Source organism: Chitinophaga sp. (genome assembly GCF_035538455.1).
GTDB lineage: Bacteria > Bacteroidota > Bacteroidia > Chitinophagales > Chitinophagaceae > Chitinophaga.
The window spans coordinates 36,978-53,753 of sequence record NZ_DATLKJ010000037.1; the positions used below are offsets into that span (position 1 = coordinate 36,978).

Below are 16,776 nucleotides of genomic sequence, written 5' to 3' on the forward strand. Positions count from 1 at the left end.
TCTTTTACAGGTTAATGAATCAGAACTCTACACGCGCACCCAGCGTATATTTCCTCGGAATAGGATAGCCATCGCCAAAATCATATCCCTGCGCATTTACACGCTCTGCATCCACGCCAGAGAATTTCTGGAATATCACTACGTTATCCATCATCGTATACAGTCTCAGGCTCGAGATATTCAGATTACGGATAAAGCTGAAATGCTTGTCGAAGTTGTAACCCAGGTTAATGTTTTTGATGCGGATATACCATCCCGGCTCCACAAACAGCGACTGACCTGACCTGTAGGCATATAACCCCATGAAAGGATTGATAGCCGGGAAAGTAGCGTTGTCGCCCTCGTGCTTCCAGTAGTTATACTTTTCAAAATCAGTGATAGAAGCTTTGGCAAAGGCATTCGGGTCACCATAGAAAAGCCCGTTCGATAACTTATCTGCCAATGTTTTGTTCACGATGGTCCTGCCCAGTGTATACGTGGTGAGGAACTGCAGGGTGAAGTTCTTCCAGGTAATGGTATTGGTAAGACCTCCGGTGAATTTCGGATTGGGATCACCATAGAAAGTGATGTCGTTAGCACCGGTGGCATCGGAGATCATGAAGTCGCCATTGATGTCTCTCCATTTGGGATAACCCAGTGTAAGTTTCCCCCATTTGGTGCGGCCCACTTCACCGGTATAAGGGTTCACAATCAGGTCGCTCCTGCTGTTGATGATACCATCTGTGATATACATCTGGTACATATTTACAGGCTTTCCTACCACATACACAGTGCTTCCATAGCCGCTGTTGATATACATATCACGGTTGCCATCGGGTAACTCTGTAATAATATTTTTGTTGTAGGAGATATTAAACTGTGTTGTCCACTGTACTTTATGATAAGGCGCAAGATTACGGCTCGTCACACTTATTTCCACACCGGCGTTCCTGACGCCTGCTGCATTGGTCAGTGATTCATTATAGCCGGAAGTTTCAGGCACCCATACGTTCAGCAGCTGCCCCCTTGTATTACGGATATAACCGTCTGTTTCAATACGGATACGGCCTTTCAGGAACTCGATGTCCGCGCCAATATTAAACTGTTTGGATTGTTCCCAGGTAACGTCATTCCTGGTAATGTGACCATAGTCCGGGTTGATGATCACGGAACCGTTGTAAGTGTTCACATCTTTACTGCCGTAGTAGTTACCATCACCTATCTTGTAAGCGTTATAGCGGGATATATCGCCGATACTGCTTTCATCGCCATTCACACCATAACTGGCCCTGAGCTTGAGGAAATTGATGAAGGCAAAATTCTTCATGAACGGCTCTTCATGCACCAGCCAGCCCACTGATACAGATGGGAAGAAACCCCATTTGTTGGCGGCCCCGAAACGGGAAGATGCATCTGCGCGCCAGAAAACATCCAGCAGGTATTTGTCGCGGTAATCGTAATGCGCACTTGCCATATAAGAAAGCTTCGCATAGGTAACATAATCGGATGTACCACCGCCATTCATCTTTGAGTTACCGGATACTACCTGGACATTATCATTAGGAATGCCACGTCCAAATGCACGCAGGTCCTGGTTTTGGCGGCGCTCAAACTCCTGGCCGGCAAACAGGTTGATGTTATGCTGACCGTTGATATTTTTGAACCACATCAGGTGGTTGGTAACGAGGTATTTAGTATATTGACTGTAGTAAGAAGATGATTCACCGAGCTTCGACTTGTTCAACGCTGCCGGTGAGGCGAAATCATACTTGTTATTAGAATAGGTAACTGCTCCCCGGGTGGTCCATTGCAGACCTTCTACAGGGCGGTATACCAGCTGTACATTAATGTTCACATCATTGTTCACATTGTCATTACGCTGATAACTGTATGGATTCATCAGTGCATCTCTGTCAAGGTCTGAAAGATACAGCAGCGAAGAAGGCATACTAATAGGACTCACGGAGAACACATTGCGGAGGCCATTGTTATCGTCAAGGCCTGCTCCCTTACCTACCTGGCGCTCACCTTTGGAAAGACGCAGGTTGGTTTGCACTTCCAGTTTCTTGCTGAGCTGTATACCGAGATTGGAGTTGAGTGAATAACGCTTGAATCCTGTGTTGATTACCACTCCCTTTTCATCATAATAGCCAAGGCTCACACGGTAGTTGATCGCATCTGTTCCACCGGATACACCCATATCATAGTTCTGGATGGCGCCGGGGCGATAGAACATCCCCTGCCAGTCGTTGCTGTTATTGAAAGCCGGATTAAGGCTGTCAGTAAGCATTTGAGGCAGTTTGGTTTCGAAGAGTGATCTGTCGCCGTACAGCTGGATCAGATCCATTTTCCGGCGGCGTTCTTCAGCGCCGATCACGGTACTCACCTTCTGCGGTTTCTCCACGTAGCCGTAGTAGCCGTTAAGACTGAAACGCGGCTTGCCGTTCTGGCCTCGTTTTGTTTTCACAATGATCACACCGTTGGCGCCTCTGGACCCGTAGATAGCCGCTGCAGAAGCGTCTTTCAGGATGTCGATGGATTCCACATCGTTGGGATTCAGACTGGCGAGGAAATTAGTACCGGTGCCATCAAATGCTTTCACCTCATCATCAGAAATAGGAATACCATCAATTACATAAAGAGGATTACTGAACGCTTCGTCACCATTAAAGTTGGAAGACGACATCAGCCTGGTGTTACCTCTTACCATCAGTGAAGTTTTCACACCAGGTTGCCCGGTGAAATTCTGCACATTCACTCCCGATAATTTGCCCTGTAATAATACATCGATGCTGGCCGCAGGCAGGTTTTCAATATCCTTGCCCGTTATGCTGGTTACTGCAGCTGTGCTCTTAGTGCGTTTTACTTCCTGGTAGCCGATCACCACTACATCTTTCAGACTTTTGGAGTCCGGCTTCAGCGTTACTTTAAATGAATAAATGTTACCCACTTTCACAGTCTGCGTCTCATAACCAATGAATGAAACAATATAGACATTGGAACTACCTTTCAGGGCCAAAGCAAATTTACCGTCAGGTGTGGTGGCCGTTCCGTTGTTGGTGCCGGCTTCTTTAATAGATACTCCCGGCAGCGGATTACCTTTGTCGTCGAGTACGGTGCCTGAGATCTTTCGCTCCTGGGCTAACGCATACAGGCATAGGAAACCCATAAGCGCCAGCAATAGCAACTTTTTACACATAAATTCTGGTTTAGGAAATTCTGGAATTAAGTACAGGTATGCTCAATGAGCGTGTGTTCACTGTTAATCCTGGCTTTAATACTGATTTTTCGGCTGATAAATATTTGTTTCTTCTGGTTGATATACTGATGCCCTTTGTATTTTCATTGTTCCGGCATCAGCGTCTACAGTCATTATTCACTTTAGTAATTGATAAGTGTGATCTTTGATCTCTATATCTCGTTATCCGAAAAGTATAAATGTTAATCTTATCTTAAAAATCACCTCCTCTCAGAATGACATTATCATGACCACACACTTCGTCAAACCGTGAGCATAATCATCCATTCAGACAATTACATGATAAAATACCAGTTGAGCACGTCATGAATCACCCAGAAAAAATTTACCTACTTTTACCGCCAGTTAAAACAGTTGCCTGTGCACTGTTGTAGCATATCAAAAAAATCCTGATCGAATCCATGTCTGACAACCATCATTCACTAAGGACCGTGAACGTAACCCGCTATGTAACACCATTGCGGGAAGGCGGCTCACTGCCCGCCATTGCAGAAGCCGACGACGGCTTCCTGTATGCTATAAAATTCCGCGGCGCAGGCCAGGGAATAAAAGCGTTGATCGCTGAGCTGATCGGAGGAGAAATTGCCCGCCTGCTCGGCCTGAAAATACCTGAGATTGTATTTGCACAACTCGATTCCGCCTTCGGACGGTCTGAACCCGATGAAGAAATTCAGGATCTGCTCAAAGCCAGTACAGGCCTTAACCTTGGGTTACATTACCTTTCCGGCGCCATCACTTATGACCCCGCTGTTACCACCGTTGATCCCTTGCTGGCCTCCAGGATAGTATGGCTCGATTGCCTGCTCACCAATGTAGACCGCACCGCCCGCAATACCAATATGCTCATGTGGCGCAAAGAACTGTGGTTGATAGACCACGGCGCATCACTGTATTTCCACCATTCGTGGAACAACTGGCAGGAACAGGCGGTACGCCCGTTCGTACAGGTCAAAGACCATGTGCTGCTGCCACAGGCCACCATGCTGGAAGAAACAGACAGCGCCTTCCGCAGTATTCTCACACCGGAACGTATCCGTGCCGTTGTATCTTTGATCCCGGACGAATGGCTCACCAAAGACAATCCCGACGAACTGGCAACAGACCGCAGGGAAGTATATTATCAGTTTTTAACTACACGCGTACAAGCGTCAGCAATTTTTGTAAAAGAAGCACAACATGCAGGAAAATCACTTATTTGAGTATGCCGTTATCCGCGTAGTCCCCAGGGTAGAACGGGAAGAGTTTCTCAATGTGGGTGTGATCCTCTATTGCAAACAACAGAAATTCCTTGACGCCCTGTTTACGCTCAACATGGAAAAACTGCGAATACTCGCACCTTTGACAGATATAACCGAAGTACAGGCCTACCTCTGCGCATTTGAACAGATATGCAAAGGCGCCGCTATCAACAGTCCCATCGCCCGGCTCGATATCGCCTCCCGCTTCCGGTGGCTCACTGCCACGCGCAGCACGATTGTACAGACCTCCAAAGTACACCAGGGCCTTTGTAGGGACGCGAAGGAAACACTGGAGAAACTGCACCGTGAACTAGTGGAATAATATTAGCTGTTAGCAGCTAATAACCTAAATCCTGTTATTATGTCTCGTATTCTTATTAAGCGGGCTTATGAAGCACCTGAAAAAAAAGATGGTTACAGAGTCCTGGTAGACGGGCTCTGGCCACGGGGTATAAAGAAAGAAGACCTTCACGTAGATACCTGGCTGAAAACAATCGCGCCATCAACAGCATTGCGCAAATGGTTTGGGCATGACCCGGAGAAGTGGAACGAGTTCCGCAAAAAATATAAAGCAGAGCTGAAAGACACTGACGCCTTAGCCGAACTGAAGGCTGTCATCAAAGAACATCCTGTGGTAACATTGCTGTTCGGCGCCCGCGATGAAACACATAACAATGCACAAGTGCTGCTGGAAATACTTAGTTAGGAATTAGGAATCAGGTTTTAGCACTTACATTACTAAAACCTGATTCCTGACTCCTGTAACCTATTGGATCTCCACTTTCCCAGGCTCCTGCAATTCATATCCCTTACTGCCTTTGTACACATAACGGCGCACCACCGTGAACCGGCAGGTTTTCTTACCTTTCACCAGCGGCTTCACTTCCTCCGGCAGATTCTCCCCATCAGTAGAGCGGTAAGTGCCTTTCAGCGTAACAATAACATCCCTGAAATATTTCTTATCGCTAACGGGTATACGAAAATCTCCGGTCCAGAACGAAAACCCTTCTGATAGTGGTAACGCTGATAACTCCGCACCACCCACAAACAACACAGGCTTATAAGCACCGCCTGTACCGGCAATCAGGTAATACTCCCCATAATAAGGACCACCTGCGGGACCATTGGAATGCCGGATCAGATATGCATACTGATCTTTACCAATCAGCACTGGCTTAGGTGCAGGACACTGCGAAAAAGCGCCATAGGCGCCAATGGCCGGCTGAAAATGCCGCAGCTTCCAGCTCCCGCCTGTAAGTACAAATTTGGCCAGTCCCAGCAATCCGCCGGTGAAGCGGGATACCTGTAATCCATCCGGATCATACGTTGAGTGGTTAAAACTTATCACCTTGTATTTTGTACCCGCTGAATCCGTGTAGTCCATTACATTAATCAGACGTGTAGCCACGCCGTCACTGAAAGGAAAATCTCCGTTCGCATCTTCATTAGCATCCGGGTAAGGCTGTCGCTTGCAGGTCTTGCATTCCCAGTTGATCAGGAAATCAACAGGCTTCTTTTTAGCCATGTTATAAACCTTGCCAGGGAAAAGTTGCTGCAAGGCAAGTTGCGCATCAAAGGGATCGGGAAGGGTAAGGGTACGGTTTTGCAGAATAGTATCACTGACGTTCTTTTTCTCAAGATCTGCGTCCTGGGCGGAAGCGGCCAGTGAAAAGCCGGCGCTCATTAACAGACAAAGGAGGAGCTGTTTCATTACTTGATAATAATTTTTGAAGACGCAAATGTAGGAGGAAATATGCGATTGCAAAGAAGCCATCATTTGATTAACTTTCAGTATTAATCCCTGTACTATGTTCATATCGTTATCAACCAGTCTCTGTACCAACGTTGTTATATTTTTCCTGGCACTCCTCCCTGTCTTTCTTTACAAAACGCCGAAACACACGAAGACGCTCCCCGGGCTGATTATTGTATATCTCATCAATGAGCTGTTGCAATCAATTGGAAGCCAGCTACAGCTGTGGCTCTTCCCGACATTGCATATGAACTGGAGCGGAAAGTTGCTCAGTCTTCTCTTTCTATTGATATATATACTCATCTTCCGCCACCGGCAGCTGGCAGATCTGAAAATAGTGCCGCCGCGGTTGCAGCCCTCTCAGCTGAAAACAGTATTGCTACTCATTGGTGGGTTACTGCTGATAAAAGTGGTTCCTAATCTGTTTACAGAAGGAAGTGAATACAACTCGTTGGAAAATTATCTTTATCAGGCTACCCTTCCCGGCATCGTGGAAGAACTGGCCTTCAGAGGTGTGTACCTGTTTCTCATTCTTCAGTTCTGTCCCTCCGATCCAACCAGGCCATTCAGCTTCACACCTGATATGCTGTTCATCTCCCTGCTTTTCTCCCTATCGCATTCGCTCTCCTTTCCGGATCTGTCAGCCGTACATTTCAATCCCCTGTATTTTGCAAGCACCTTTATCAGCGCCTGCTTTTATATGGCCTTGCTGCGCAGCAGCCGCTCGCTGATCATACCTATGGTAGTGCATAACCTGGTCAATGTAGGAATATTGATTGCCGCCAGCCTGTAGCCTTCATTAATCTAGTACAAATGTACTAATTTCAAAAAGATTTAGTACATTTGCACTAAATCAATTACTCACATTTAATCAAAGGTTATGAGTGACGTAAATACTACAGACACCACCGGGAACGTAGATCCTGTCATGGAAGAAGAGGAGGACCGGGTCCCGCTCATTCAGCGACTGAGAAGCAGTGTACTTCCGATAAAACCGGATGACGGGGCAGCTGTCAGATGGATGAAAAACACTGGTTTCGCTGGATTCTGCGTATTATTCGGGTTAGTGAGCCTCGCAGTGGTGGCGGCGGTTACAATGGCATTGTGATGAAAATGGGAGTTCATCCTTTATTTGCGGTGGGTTGCCTGTTATGGCTTGTCGTCCGGTTGTCCCGGGAACTGCACCATCCGCTGTTGTCCTTTGTCAACGGGCATCTCACCGACTTCCTGGCCGTACCGGTTATAGGCTATATGTGCCTGATGATATTCCGGAACTTCTTTTTCGGCCCCTCCTACTCATTCCCCATGTGGTATTCCCTCTTTATTGCGCTTTATCTCGCTGTTGTTTTCGAATATGCATTACCGTTATATTCAGCCAGGTATACCGGCGACTGGGCCGACGTGCTGGCTTATATTGCCGGGGCCGGCTGTTTCAACGCCTTTATGAACAAAGCGCCACAGCCAGCCGCCAGCTTCTGATGCTAACAATTATATACTGAATCCATACTTACGATAGATCTTCTTCGCGGCATCGCTGGAAAGAAAATCCATGAAATCCTTTGCCGCCTGGGGATGCGGCGCCGCCTTTAGCTCCCCGGCAATATAAGTAGCCGCGATATTCTCCTTATCCGGGATGCTCACCAGTTCAATAGGATGTCCGATCATCTGCTGATAATATGCTTCGGAATACCACACAGGCCCTGCATCACTCTGACCATACAGGATACGCATGGCCGTCTGCCGGTGATGGATGTAAGTGAGGTAGGTGGAGCTGTCTTTTACTTTATCGTTCATGATCTTGCTGCGGAGCGGTTCACCACCGGCTTTCACGTAAGCTTCTTCAATGCGGCGGCCTATCCCCTCCCATGCAGGGTTGGGCATAGCTACTCTCAGGCCATTACAGCCCAGGTCGCGCAGGTCATGCACCTGCTTTGGATTTCCCTTCGGTACCATAATAGCCAGTTTGTTATAGGCATACACAGCGGTACGGCTGAAGAGCGGCATCATCTGATCGATACGGCTTTTACCCGCGGTATATACATCCGGCTTCAACGTGATACGCATATTACCGATGGTAATGGAACCTCCTTCAATCTGTTTCGCAAGAATCCCTGGTGGCAACGTTTCCGCAAATATGCGTGTATACTGGGGGTAAGCCTGCTTGAATGCCGTGAGCAAATCATCGATGCACATGAACTGGTTGCCGGCAAAAAACACGACCAGCTGCGGATCATTGATATCGCCGAAAAGATCCGGTACATTGTCTACCCCCGGAACAGTGAACATCACACTGCTTTCAGGCGGCTTATTCCAGGGAGGATCAAAACGCAGTTCCTGTGCGGAAGCCGTGGCGATGGCTGAAATGATCAGCGATGCGGATAAAAGTATTCTTTTCATCGTGATTGGTTTTTGAGAGAGTAAGGAGCCATTATTTAACTTGTTGCTGCCGCGCTGCTTTGATAGCGGTGAAAGGTCCGTATTTGTGCTGCCGTTCGCTGAATGTATCTGCGTATGGCCCGTAAGGGAAATCTACAGGTTTTTTCGCAATATCCTTCCAGTCGCTTCCCTGGTCTCTATGCGGCCGTGGCTGCGTGTTGACGAAGGCCGCTACATCCCATGCCTCTTCTACAGTGAGCACAGGTTTGTGCCAGGTGGTACCTAACGGCATGTTGTTCATCACAAAGCCGGCAAAGTTCGACAGCCGGTGTAACCCGGCGCCATCGTTATAACTATGCTCCCCCCACAGTGGCGGATACGTATAACCGTTACCGTTAACAGCTACTACCCCACGTCCGTCATTCCCATGACAACTTGAACACTTGTTCATATACACCTCTCTTCCTGCATCCGGGAGGGCCGCGCGGTCAAGGTAAGACAACTTCATAATGCTGGTGCCTCTGGGCTTTGTTCCAGCAGGTACGTCATTTCCCAGCCATTTGATGTAAGCGCAGATCGCCTTCATCTCACGGCTGTCACGCGCAGGAGCCTTTCCATTTAAACTGCGTTCAAAGCAATCCGTAACACGGTCACATATCTGCTGCACCTGGTTGCAGCGCGGCCTGAATTGTGGATAAGTAGCAAACACTTTCCCGAAGTTATTCCCAAAAGGAATGGTACCACCTTGCAAATGACAGTTCTGGCAATTCATACCATTACTGATCTGCGCCACCTTGCCCGAGGGCCCCAGATAATGTGCGGTATTGGAAATAAGCTCATAACCATAGTAGATAAGTTTTCCCTTTTCGTCAGCAGTAGGGATCTGTACACTGCCGCAGCCATACCATAGGCTGTCGCTGGGTTCTGTTGCGAGATAAGCTGCAAAGGTTTCATCGTTCTTTTTCTTTTCTGAGCGCCATGATACATACTCCTTCAGCACCACTACCCCTGATACCAGGAATAATGACACGGGTAACCAATCAATTTTCATATGTGCATTACAGTTAGTAAGCACAAAATTAAAAACCGCGCTGATAAAGAGAAATGAGTAATTATTATGGACGATAACTTTTAGTTATTTTAATAAGTGCCGGTAATTGTCTGAACTATGATTTATTTGATTAATCTGATTTTTCTGATGTGCGAAGATTAGAGCGAGCGTAATATGTTGATTATTCGCTTTAATCTTCGCACATCAGAAAAATCAGATTAATCAAATAAATCACAGTTCAAAACGGTTTTATCGCTATTGCCTGGTACAGTTTTGCAGGATCATACAGTACGCCGTCTTTGATAACCATACTGAGGTGGCGTATATCGCTGATATTTTTTGTGGGGTCACCATTGACGAGCACCATGTCTGCTTTTTTACCAGTACGGATACTGCCGAGTTGTTTGTTCTTGCCTGTGTGAACAGCGGCTGTATAAGTAGCCAGTTGTAATACTTTAGCGGGGGGAATACCGGCTTTTACATAGAGCTCCAGTTCATGGTGCAGATCAAATCCGGGCCACCCGTCTGTTCCTGCTAAGATGCGGATACCTTTATCGTACATGATCTTTGTGAGGCGCAGGAATGCATCAAAGGCAGCGCGATAGGTGCTGTCCATACCCGGCGGTACAGGCAGTCCTTCGCCGCCGGCACGCATATGGCGTTGCAGCTGCATGGGAAAGTGGTTGACGATACCCACATTCTTTTCTTCCATAACGCCGTCACGACTTGTAAACAACGGCTCAAATGCACCCAGGGTAGGATCTGAAGCAATATGCCGTGCCTTCATGGTGTCCAGGAACTGTTGTACCGGAGCACTGTTGAGATCCAATCCGGCAGCATATCTTGCCGGGATGATAAAACGTTGCGGACTGCGTGTATCGACCGTGTCACTGAAGAAATTCAGGAAGAGCATATTCATGTGCGTTACCTCATCGTAGCCAGCATCGATGGCCCTGGCAGCTGTCATGAAGGCTGGTATATGACCGCATACATGCAAATGTAGTTTGTGGGCTTCTGCGGCCAGGGATTTCACCCATTCCGGTTTGATGGAGCTGTAAAGTTTAATCTGCTCATATCCCTGTGCAGCGTATTTCCTGATATACCGGATGGCATCTTCCTGTGTGCTCACCAATGCACCTGTGGGTGCGGCAAATGGTCCTGCCCCGTCAATGAAGCCGCTTTTGATCTCTACACGTGGCCCTATCAGGGCGCCTTTACCGATCTGATCTATGCGCATCAGCAATGAGGAGTCCATGCCCATATCACGTACATGTGTAACACCGGCAGCCATATGAAGAATACCGTCCACATCACTGGCAAAATGTACATGCATATCCCACAATCCTGGTATAAGTGTTTTGCCCCGGCCATCGATGATCCTGGCAGCGGGTACATGCAGTGGTGTAGGCGCCACCTCGCTTACCATGTTGCCTTTTATCAGCACATCCACATGCTGGCGCAGTATGGCCTCCTCTGCGTCAAAGAGGGTAACATCGCGGATAAGAATGTTTCCTGCCACCTTCTCCGGCAGCCGCTTTGCCAGATCCCGCTGAAACGTCTGCTCGTATCTCTTCTGAATGGTGAGCAATTCCCGCCAGTAGGATTCGTAATCCTTCCGGATAATGGAAAACCAGTCAGACAAACTGGCAAAGAAGTGGTTCTGATCATCTACCCAGCGATAATCGGGTACAATACCCAATCCCTTGATGCTGCATAGTGATACCCGCAGCCTTCCCACCTGGTGCTGCTCTAATATTTCCATAGAAACTTCACCGTAGGGCAGTAGCTCCATCTTTTCACCACCAGACTTCAGCGCTTTCACAAAGTCGCCGCTGGTAGCATGCAATCCCATGTAAAAGGCTTTGCCATTCAGTTTGCGGCTTTCATTCTCCGCATCGTTTTTCCACTGTGCATTACCATCCGTCAGTGAAAAATCTTCATATACCGGCTTCTTAAAATAATCTGTCCCACGGGTATGGATATAGGTAGGAAAACCGTTTTCATCTTCCCGGAAAATAGTATGCAGGCTGTCGCCCCTGCCCCGGTCGTTGTACCAGAACCATTGCTCATGGTTGCCGTCTGGCTGTACCAGTTCTTTCAGATAGCCTTTTGGCGTACTGTTACCTGACAGCAGTACCGAAAAAGCCACGGTATCTTTTGCCAGGGAGAAAGCATATACCGGCAGAAGACATATAAAGATCAGTAATTGGAATAAGGTTTTCAGGAGTGACATAGGTGATTGTTTAAAAATTAGCGGATACGCTTGATGAATGATAGAGGAATTTACAAAAAGTTTTCTCGCAAAAAATATCCGCTGCCATCTTTGCTCTCCTTGCACCTTTGTGGGAAAAACTCCTTCGCGAGAAATTTTTTTGTCATATTCCGTAATATTTCCTAGCTTCATGGTCCGAACGCTGAAGTATACGTTCATGGCCCCAAATGCTACAACTATCAGGCTATATCCTCAATTAAAACTTTCAACTTTCGGTGAATTGTCAGCGTATACTTTTCAGAATTGTGTAGAATCTGTTCACATTTTTTGCTTGAATCTGTTTACACTTTAAACTTCCAACTTATAAAAAGCTAAATAGCAAATCAGGTCATATTGCACAAGTATTAAGCAATACATTAGTATTTAATGATACACCCCAAAAGCTGCATAGATGCAGTATGGCTTGCCGTTGCCTCCAACAATACAATAGAATATACTTCTTGTCAACAATTGAATATTTGCCTATTCGATTGCAGTTATACGTATGAAAGAGCACATCGTCATTAAAGTTGTACCTGACGTACAAAGTCAGCTGCCTGCCCGTATCCCTTACTGGCTTGATTTTATCAATGATAAAACAACGGTGGTGGAACGGTTCCTGCCGGATGTAGACCGCATCTTTGACGCCGTTAACTTCCGGTTTTGGGTGACCAGGGAATATAAACCTCATGCAGGCGAATGGAGCGCAGATGAAAGGAATGCTAACCTTCATCTCACCTTCCGTATTATCCTTCAGCAGGACGGAAGGCTGCCCGATACAGCCATACAGCAGATAGAACACCTTCCTTTCATATCGGAAGTGCGGATGCTGTTGCTGGGCACCACCGAGTTTCCGGGCGAAGTATCCGGAGCAATGACGATGGCTGTAAGTGACCCAGGGGAGATGATCTATCTCCCCTATGCCAAAGAATGGACAAAGGGCACACGCGATATACGTGTGGCCGTATTGGATACCGGCGCCAATTTCAACCATCCCGAACTGGAAGACAAAATTGTGCTCAGGAAGAATTTCGTCGACCTTCAGGGCCTCGATACTTCCTCATTCATCGGCGACGTACTGAATATAAATGCCATGCCTGAAGATCAGGTTGGCCACGGTACACACGTTTCAGGCATCATCGCCGCAAAAGGATTGAAGATGAATGAAGGCGTTTGCCCTTCCTGCAGCCTCATGGTGGTACGCGTACTAGCCGCCATGCGCAGCGGCAACCGCGTCGTAGGTGCCGGCATCGTAGACAATATCAACAACGGTATTAAATGGGCAGTAGATCATGGTGCAGATGTGATCAACATGAGCCTCGGTATCAAACACTCCGGTGGGGGCCTTCCACACGAAGACATCGTGAAATACGCACTCAGCAAAAATGTGACCATCGTAGCAGCCAGCGGCAACGACGGCACTGATGAAAAATACTATCCCGGCGCACTCGACGGCGTATTTGCCGTAGGTGCCGTGGACAACAGCGGCGAGGTAACCGGCTTTACTTCCTATGGCGCAAATATCACCGTAGTAGCGCCAGGCTCCAACATCTACAGTTCCTATCTCAACAACGGCTATGCCCTTTCCTCCGGCACCTCACAGGCATCTCCCTTCGTGAGCGGCGCTATTGCACTGATGAAATCATATGCCGCCGAAAAAGGTCGCAAACTCTCCAATACAGACATTAACTATATCCTGAGAAATACATCCGACAGGCTCACCAGCAGGGTAAGGGATCAGAGGGCCGGATATGGCTTACTTAACCTGGCAGATTCATTCAAACTGTTAAACGCTATTTTATCATAATTTTTCTAAACAACAAGTCAATGGCAACGCTCAACTTTTTTCCAACAAACGGCGTTAGAATACGCAGAACAAATGTCACAACCAATGGCGTCACTGCAGATATCGACGCCAATGTGAAAGAACAGCTGACCTACCTCAATGACCTCTTGTCCAAATCTATTTACCAAAGAGATGATCAAGGCGGGTGGATAGGCCCGGATGATTCACTCATAGCCGACTTCATTACCTCCCCGCTGAAATCCAGACGCTATGGCTCCAAACACAGAGCAGAGCATCAGTGGGAAGAAGACAGCCTGCTATATAAGATCTACAGCGCCATCAACAACATCAATACCAACAGTACCACTGCTTCCGGTACTTTTAATGGCAGCGGCGCGCCACATCTCTATTCCCTCGAAGAATATATCGATGCTGAAGATAAACTGTCGCTTCTCAAATTTGATTTCTCCGACAGGCTTGCCAACAACTGGAACAACCTCGATTACAATGTCCGCAGCATACTCAGCTATCCCGCCATCGTGGATTACCTGCTGGCAATGGGCTACAACTCAGGCTACCAGGAAATAAATGGTCTTACCAACTTCATATTCGGCAACCGGTATGGCAACCGTAACGTGGTCGTATATACACAGATGAGCGCCGCTCGCGAGTATATACATGCGGAAAAACTGGATATGGATTACAACGATGACAACGACCACATCATGGAAGATGTCTTGAAAGGTAACCCTTCTTTCTCCTCACAGTCATTTCACGTCTTCATCCAGAAGATCATCAATAATATCGTCGACAACAATACTGAACTGGCGCTGTTGAAAAGCTCCCAGTACTTCAACAGTATCCCTGTCGCAATGATCCCCCGGCTGATAAAAATGATCCGGACCTCTATCCTGCCGGTGACCAAAACCAACATCGACTCCCGCCTGCCGATATTCATGAATGAAACAGAAAACACACCCGGCTGGGAGGATTATACCGAAACCGAAACAGACCAGAGCGCGCCCGATTTCAGCGTAACCTTCCTGGACGACGACAGCGCTGTTGTACAGGTACAGGCAGACAATATCCGCTGCGCCGCACAAATGTTCTATTCTATGACGCTGGGCGAAGACCTCGATATTTTCAGCGTAGTGAATTTCTTCACACACAAATATATGGTAAGAGGCAACGTACAGATCTCAGATACAACGCTCCGCGAAGACCTGCAACTGTATGTATTCTCCAATAAATTCACGAATCCGAAAACAGGTAAGATCATTGACCGTACCCGTCCTTCCGAAAGGAAGATGTTCTACAAACAGGTGTTCAACTATGGCAACTCTCCGGTAACTGATGATGTAGTGGTAAATAAGGAATTCCCGAAGTTCTGGCGTACACTGATCATGGAAGTGGCTAAGTATATCCAGAAAGCGCAGGAAAGCCCCAACCCCGACAGCTATGTATCCCGTCAGACCGTAATGCAGTCCGTGGAAGATCTGCAATACAATCTGTCCACACACTGCTCTGGCATGGCGAATGTAATATCCCCCATCATATATGATGAACTGTACTTCGTAATCAAACGCATACTGAGCCATCCGGAAATTGTGAAACAACTGGTACCCGCCGGCGGCAACTGGTGGAAAGTAGTGGAAATGCTGTATGAAGGCATGAAACACCAGCGTCCGAAAACAACCATCCTGTACAACAAAGCCAAACTCGGATACGCAATCCTGAGCTCCATAGCAGATTACAATCCTGCCACCTTTGAAGATGATACCAGGTACTCCACCTTCATCAGCAATGTGGATGCCTTTATCATCAGCCAGGCACAACTGCAAAGCAAAGATGATGACGACGAAAGCCCCGAAGACGCAGATCGCAAACGCATGAGAATGCAGCACAAAGATCATGACGACGACGAAGAAGAAAAAGCACCGGCAAAAACCCCGTCTGCCAATGGTAAAGACGAATGGGATTTCTGATAGCATGTCTGCTGAACCATCATTCAATTCAAAAAGCATAACCAGCTATGGATATCAACGTAATACCTTCCAAAAGCCAGATAAAAGAATTTGCCAGGGCACAGGCCAGGGAAGTGCTCGGCAGCAGCGACGTGTTCAGGAACATGCCACTGGACGACCAGAAGAGCATTTACCTCTCGCTGATAGATGACTATACTTCCAAAGAGATGAAGAAGCATGGCATCGCTGAAAGCATGGCCACCGATAGCGGTAAGGACATGGGCTACAAAGGCTATGATCCGGGATTCCAGGGAGATACCAAGTCATTCAAGGAACTGGTAGACTCCGTAGACTTCCCCAAGTTTGTGGCCGATCTCCTGAAAGCCGTATTCGACGCCAACCTCAAGGTGATGAAGCAACAGACTGACAGCTACATCAAACTGATGAAAGAAGCCACCAAGTCTACAGCCGACTTCATCAAGAAAGTAAAAGACGACGATACCTTCGCACGCCTGGCAGAATCAAGAAGCGACAAATACAACGTCACCACCGAAAAGCAGGCAGACGGCAGCAGCAAACTGGCGCTCACCAACCCCGAAGGAGAAAAACATGACCTTGAAGACGCCGAGGTGAAAAAACATATCCTCGAAGCCAAGATCAACATGGCGAAAGAACACCGCGCCGCACTCCGTGAAGTACTGCTGATGGGCGTTACCCGCCTCGTAGTGGAAAAAGGTGAAATCGACGCAGCCGTGGAATTCAGTATCAAAGCCACCCGCGCCAGCACCGCCCACCACGACGACCAGAATATCAATACCGTCAACACCCACGTGGAAGCGGATGGTGGTATCCTCGGCGCCATCTTCGGAGGACCATCGATGACCACCGATATTACCAACACCAACATCCAGGTAAACACCTCCGATAAAAAAGCCACCGACGACCTCACGGCCACATTGAAAGGACATGTAAACATCAAATTCAAAACAGACTACTTCAAACTGGACAACTTCGCCAATATGTACGCAGACGGCGGCGTCGCTGCACTTAAGCCCGCTGGTCAGGCAGGCGGCGTTCCCGCTATCGCGGCGCCAGGAGCAGCAGCGCCACGTTAATTCC

The 16,776-nt window shown here is 47.6% G+C and carries 14 protein-coding genes; 9 read left to right on the forward strand and 5 right to left on the reverse strand.

All coding sequences use genetic code 11. The annotated features are described in order from the left end of the window. Positions 1 to 19 precede the first annotated feature (19 nt). Positions 20 to 3,178, reverse strand: coding sequence for a SusC/RagA family TonB-linked outer membrane protein (locus tag VM802_RS03860; RefSeq protein WP_325528162.1), 3,159 nt, complete (start codon positions 3,176 to 3,178; stop codon positions 20 to 22). A gap of 461 nt (positions 3,179 to 3,639) precedes the next feature. Between VM802_RS03860 and VM802_RS03865 the strand changes: the two genes are divergently transcribed. From VM802_RS03865 to VM802_RS03875, 3 genes are read left to right on the forward strand one after another with little or no spacing between them, the layout of a single operon-like run. Next, positions 3,640 to 4,437, forward strand: coding sequence for a HipA family kinase (locus tag VM802_RS03865; RefSeq protein WP_325528164.1), 798 nt, complete (start codon positions 3,640 to 3,642; stop codon positions 4,435 to 4,437). Then, a complete protein-coding gene (locus tag VM802_RS03870) occupies positions 4,415 to 4,798 on the forward strand; it encodes a DUF3037 domain-containing protein (RefSeq protein WP_325528166.1) in 384 nt (127 codons plus the stop codon). The genes VM802_RS03865 and VM802_RS03870 overlap by 23 nt, the downstream gene beginning before the upstream one ends. A 39-nt stretch (positions 4,799 to 4,837) precedes the next feature. Then, positions 4,838 to 5,182, forward strand: a complete 345-nt coding sequence (locus VM802_RS03875) for a DUF488 domain-containing protein (RefSeq protein WP_325528168.1) — start codon at positions 4,838 to 4,840, stop codon at positions 5,180 to 5,182. A 60-nt stretch (positions 5,183 to 5,242) separates the two neighbouring features. Here VM802_RS03875 and VM802_RS03880 read toward each other — a convergent pair whose 3' ends face one another. Beyond that, the gene (locus VM802_RS03880) at positions 5,243 to 6,187 is read right to left on the reverse strand and encodes a hypothetical protein (RefSeq protein ID WP_325528170.1); all 945 of its coding nucleotides are present in this window, start codon (positions 6,185 to 6,187) and stop codon (positions 5,243 to 5,245) included. A gap of 97 nt (positions 6,188 to 6,284) precedes the next feature. Between VM802_RS03880 and VM802_RS03885 the strand changes: the two genes are divergently transcribed. The 3 genes from VM802_RS03885 to VM802_RS03895 all read left to right on the forward strand — a co-directional run bounded on the left by VM802_RS03885 (position 6,285) and on the right by VM802_RS03895 (position 7,708). Next, positions 6,285 to 7,022 carry a CPBP family glutamic-type intramembrane protease gene (locus VM802_RS03885; RefSeq protein WP_325528172.1) on the forward strand — a complete coding sequence of 246 codons (738 nt, stop codon included), beginning with the start codon at positions 6,285 to 6,287 and terminating at the stop codon, positions 7,020 to 7,022. Positions 7,023 to 7,109: 87 nt separating this feature from the next. Next, positions 7,110 to 7,337, forward strand: a complete 228-nt coding sequence (locus VM802_RS03890; protein ID WP_325528174.1) for a hypothetical protein — start codon at positions 7,110 to 7,112, stop codon at positions 7,335 to 7,337. Further along, positions 7,337 to 7,708: a hypothetical protein gene (locus tag VM802_RS03895; RefSeq protein WP_325528176.1), complete on the forward strand. Its 372-nt coding sequence runs from the start codon at positions 7,337 to 7,339 to the stop codon at positions 7,706 to 7,708. The genes VM802_RS03890 and VM802_RS03895 overlap by 1 nt, the downstream gene beginning before the upstream one ends. Before the next feature lie 9 nt (positions 7,709 to 7,717). Here the strand turns inward: VM802_RS03895 and VM802_RS03900 are convergent, their stop codons facing one another. From VM802_RS03900 to VM802_RS03910, 3 genes are all read right to left on the reverse strand, one after another. Beyond that, positions 7,718 to 8,626 (reverse strand): molybdate ABC transporter substrate-binding protein, encoded by a 909-nt coding sequence (locus VM802_RS03900; RefSeq protein ID WP_325528178.1) that lies wholly within the window; start codon positions 8,624 to 8,626, stop codon positions 7,718 to 7,720. Positions 8,627 to 8,657: 31 nt separating this feature from the next. After that, positions 8,658 to 9,656: a c-type cytochrome gene (locus VM802_RS03905; protein WP_325528179.1), complete on the reverse strand. Its 999-nt coding sequence runs from the start codon at positions 9,654 to 9,656 to the stop codon at positions 8,658 to 8,660. A gap of 238 nt (positions 9,657 to 9,894) precedes the next feature. Then, positions 9,895 to 11,889, reverse strand: coding sequence for an amidohydrolase family protein (locus VM802_RS03910; RefSeq protein ID WP_325528181.1), 1,995 nt, complete (start codon positions 11,887 to 11,889; stop codon positions 9,895 to 9,897). A 523-nt stretch (positions 11,890 to 12,412) separates the two neighbouring features. On the opposite strand from VM802_RS03910, the gene VM802_RS03915 reads away from it, so the two are divergent. From VM802_RS03915 to VM802_RS03925, 3 genes are read left to right on the forward strand one after another with little or no spacing between them, the layout of a single operon-like run. Beyond that, a complete protein-coding gene (locus tag VM802_RS03915; protein WP_325528183.1) occupies positions 12,413 to 13,714 on the forward strand; it encodes a S8 family peptidase in 1,302 nt (433 codons plus the stop codon). A 20-nt stretch (positions 13,715 to 13,734) separates the two neighbouring features. Then, the gene (locus tag VM802_RS03920) at positions 13,735 to 15,678 is read left to right on the forward strand and encodes a hypothetical protein (RefSeq protein ID WP_325528185.1); all 1,944 of its coding nucleotides are present in this window, start codon (positions 13,735 to 13,737) and stop codon (positions 15,676 to 15,678) included. 47 nt (positions 15,679 to 15,725) lie between these two features. Then, positions 15,726 to 16,772: a hypothetical protein gene (locus VM802_RS03925; protein WP_325528187.1), complete on the forward strand. Its 1,047-nt coding sequence runs from the start codon at positions 15,726 to 15,728 to the stop codon at positions 16,770 to 16,772. Positions 16,773 to 16,776: the final 4 nt, after the last annotated feature.

Coding starts and splice junctions, on each gene's coding strand:
- VM802_RS03860 (WP_325528162.1), bottom strand. CDS start 3,178: ATGTGTAAAAAGTTGCTATTGCTGGCGCTTATGGGTTTCCTATGCCTG.
- VM802_RS03865 (WP_325528164.1), top strand. CDS start 3,640: ATGTCTGACAACCATCATTCACTAAGGACCGTGAACGTAACCCGCTAT.
- VM802_RS03870 (WP_325528166.1), top strand. CDS start 4,415: ATGCAGGAAAATCACTTATTTGAGTATGCCGTTATCCGCGTAGTCCCC.
- VM802_RS03875 (WP_325528168.1), top strand. CDS start 4,838: ATGTCTCGTATTCTTATTAAGCGGGCTTATGAAGCACCTGAAAAAAAA.
- VM802_RS03880 (WP_325528170.1), bottom strand. CDS start 6,187: ATGAAACAGCTCCTCCTTTGTCTGTTAATGAGCGCCGGCTTTTCACTG.
- VM802_RS03885 (WP_325528172.1), top strand. CDS start 6,285: ATGTTCATATCGTTATCAACCAGTCTCTGTACCAACGTTGTTATATTT.
- VM802_RS03890 (WP_325528174.1), top strand. CDS start 7,110: ATGAGTGACGTAAATACTACAGACACCACCGGGAACGTAGATCCTGTC.
- VM802_RS03895 (WP_325528176.1), top strand. CDS start 7,337: ATGAAAATGGGAGTTCATCCTTTATTTGCGGTGGGTTGCCTGTTATGG.
- VM802_RS03900 (WP_325528178.1), bottom strand. CDS start 8,626: ATGAAAAGAATACTTTTATCCGCATCGCTGATCATTTCAGCCATCGCC.
- VM802_RS03905 (WP_325528179.1), bottom strand. CDS start 9,656: ATGAAAATTGATTGGTTACCCGTGTCATTATTCCTGGTATCAGGGGTA.
- VM802_RS03910 (WP_325528181.1), bottom strand. CDS start 11,889: ATGTCACTCCTGAAAACCTTATTCCAATTACTGATCTTTATATGTCTT.
- VM802_RS03915 (WP_325528183.1), top strand. CDS start 12,413: ATGAAAGAGCACATCGTCATTAAAGTTGTACCTGACGTACAAAGTCAG.
- VM802_RS03920 (WP_325528185.1), top strand. CDS start 13,735: ATGGCAACGCTCAACTTTTTTCCAACAAACGGCGTTAGAATACGCAGA.
- VM802_RS03925 (WP_325528187.1), top strand. CDS start 15,726: ATGGATATCAACGTAATACCTTCCAAAAGCCAGATAAAAGAATTTGCC.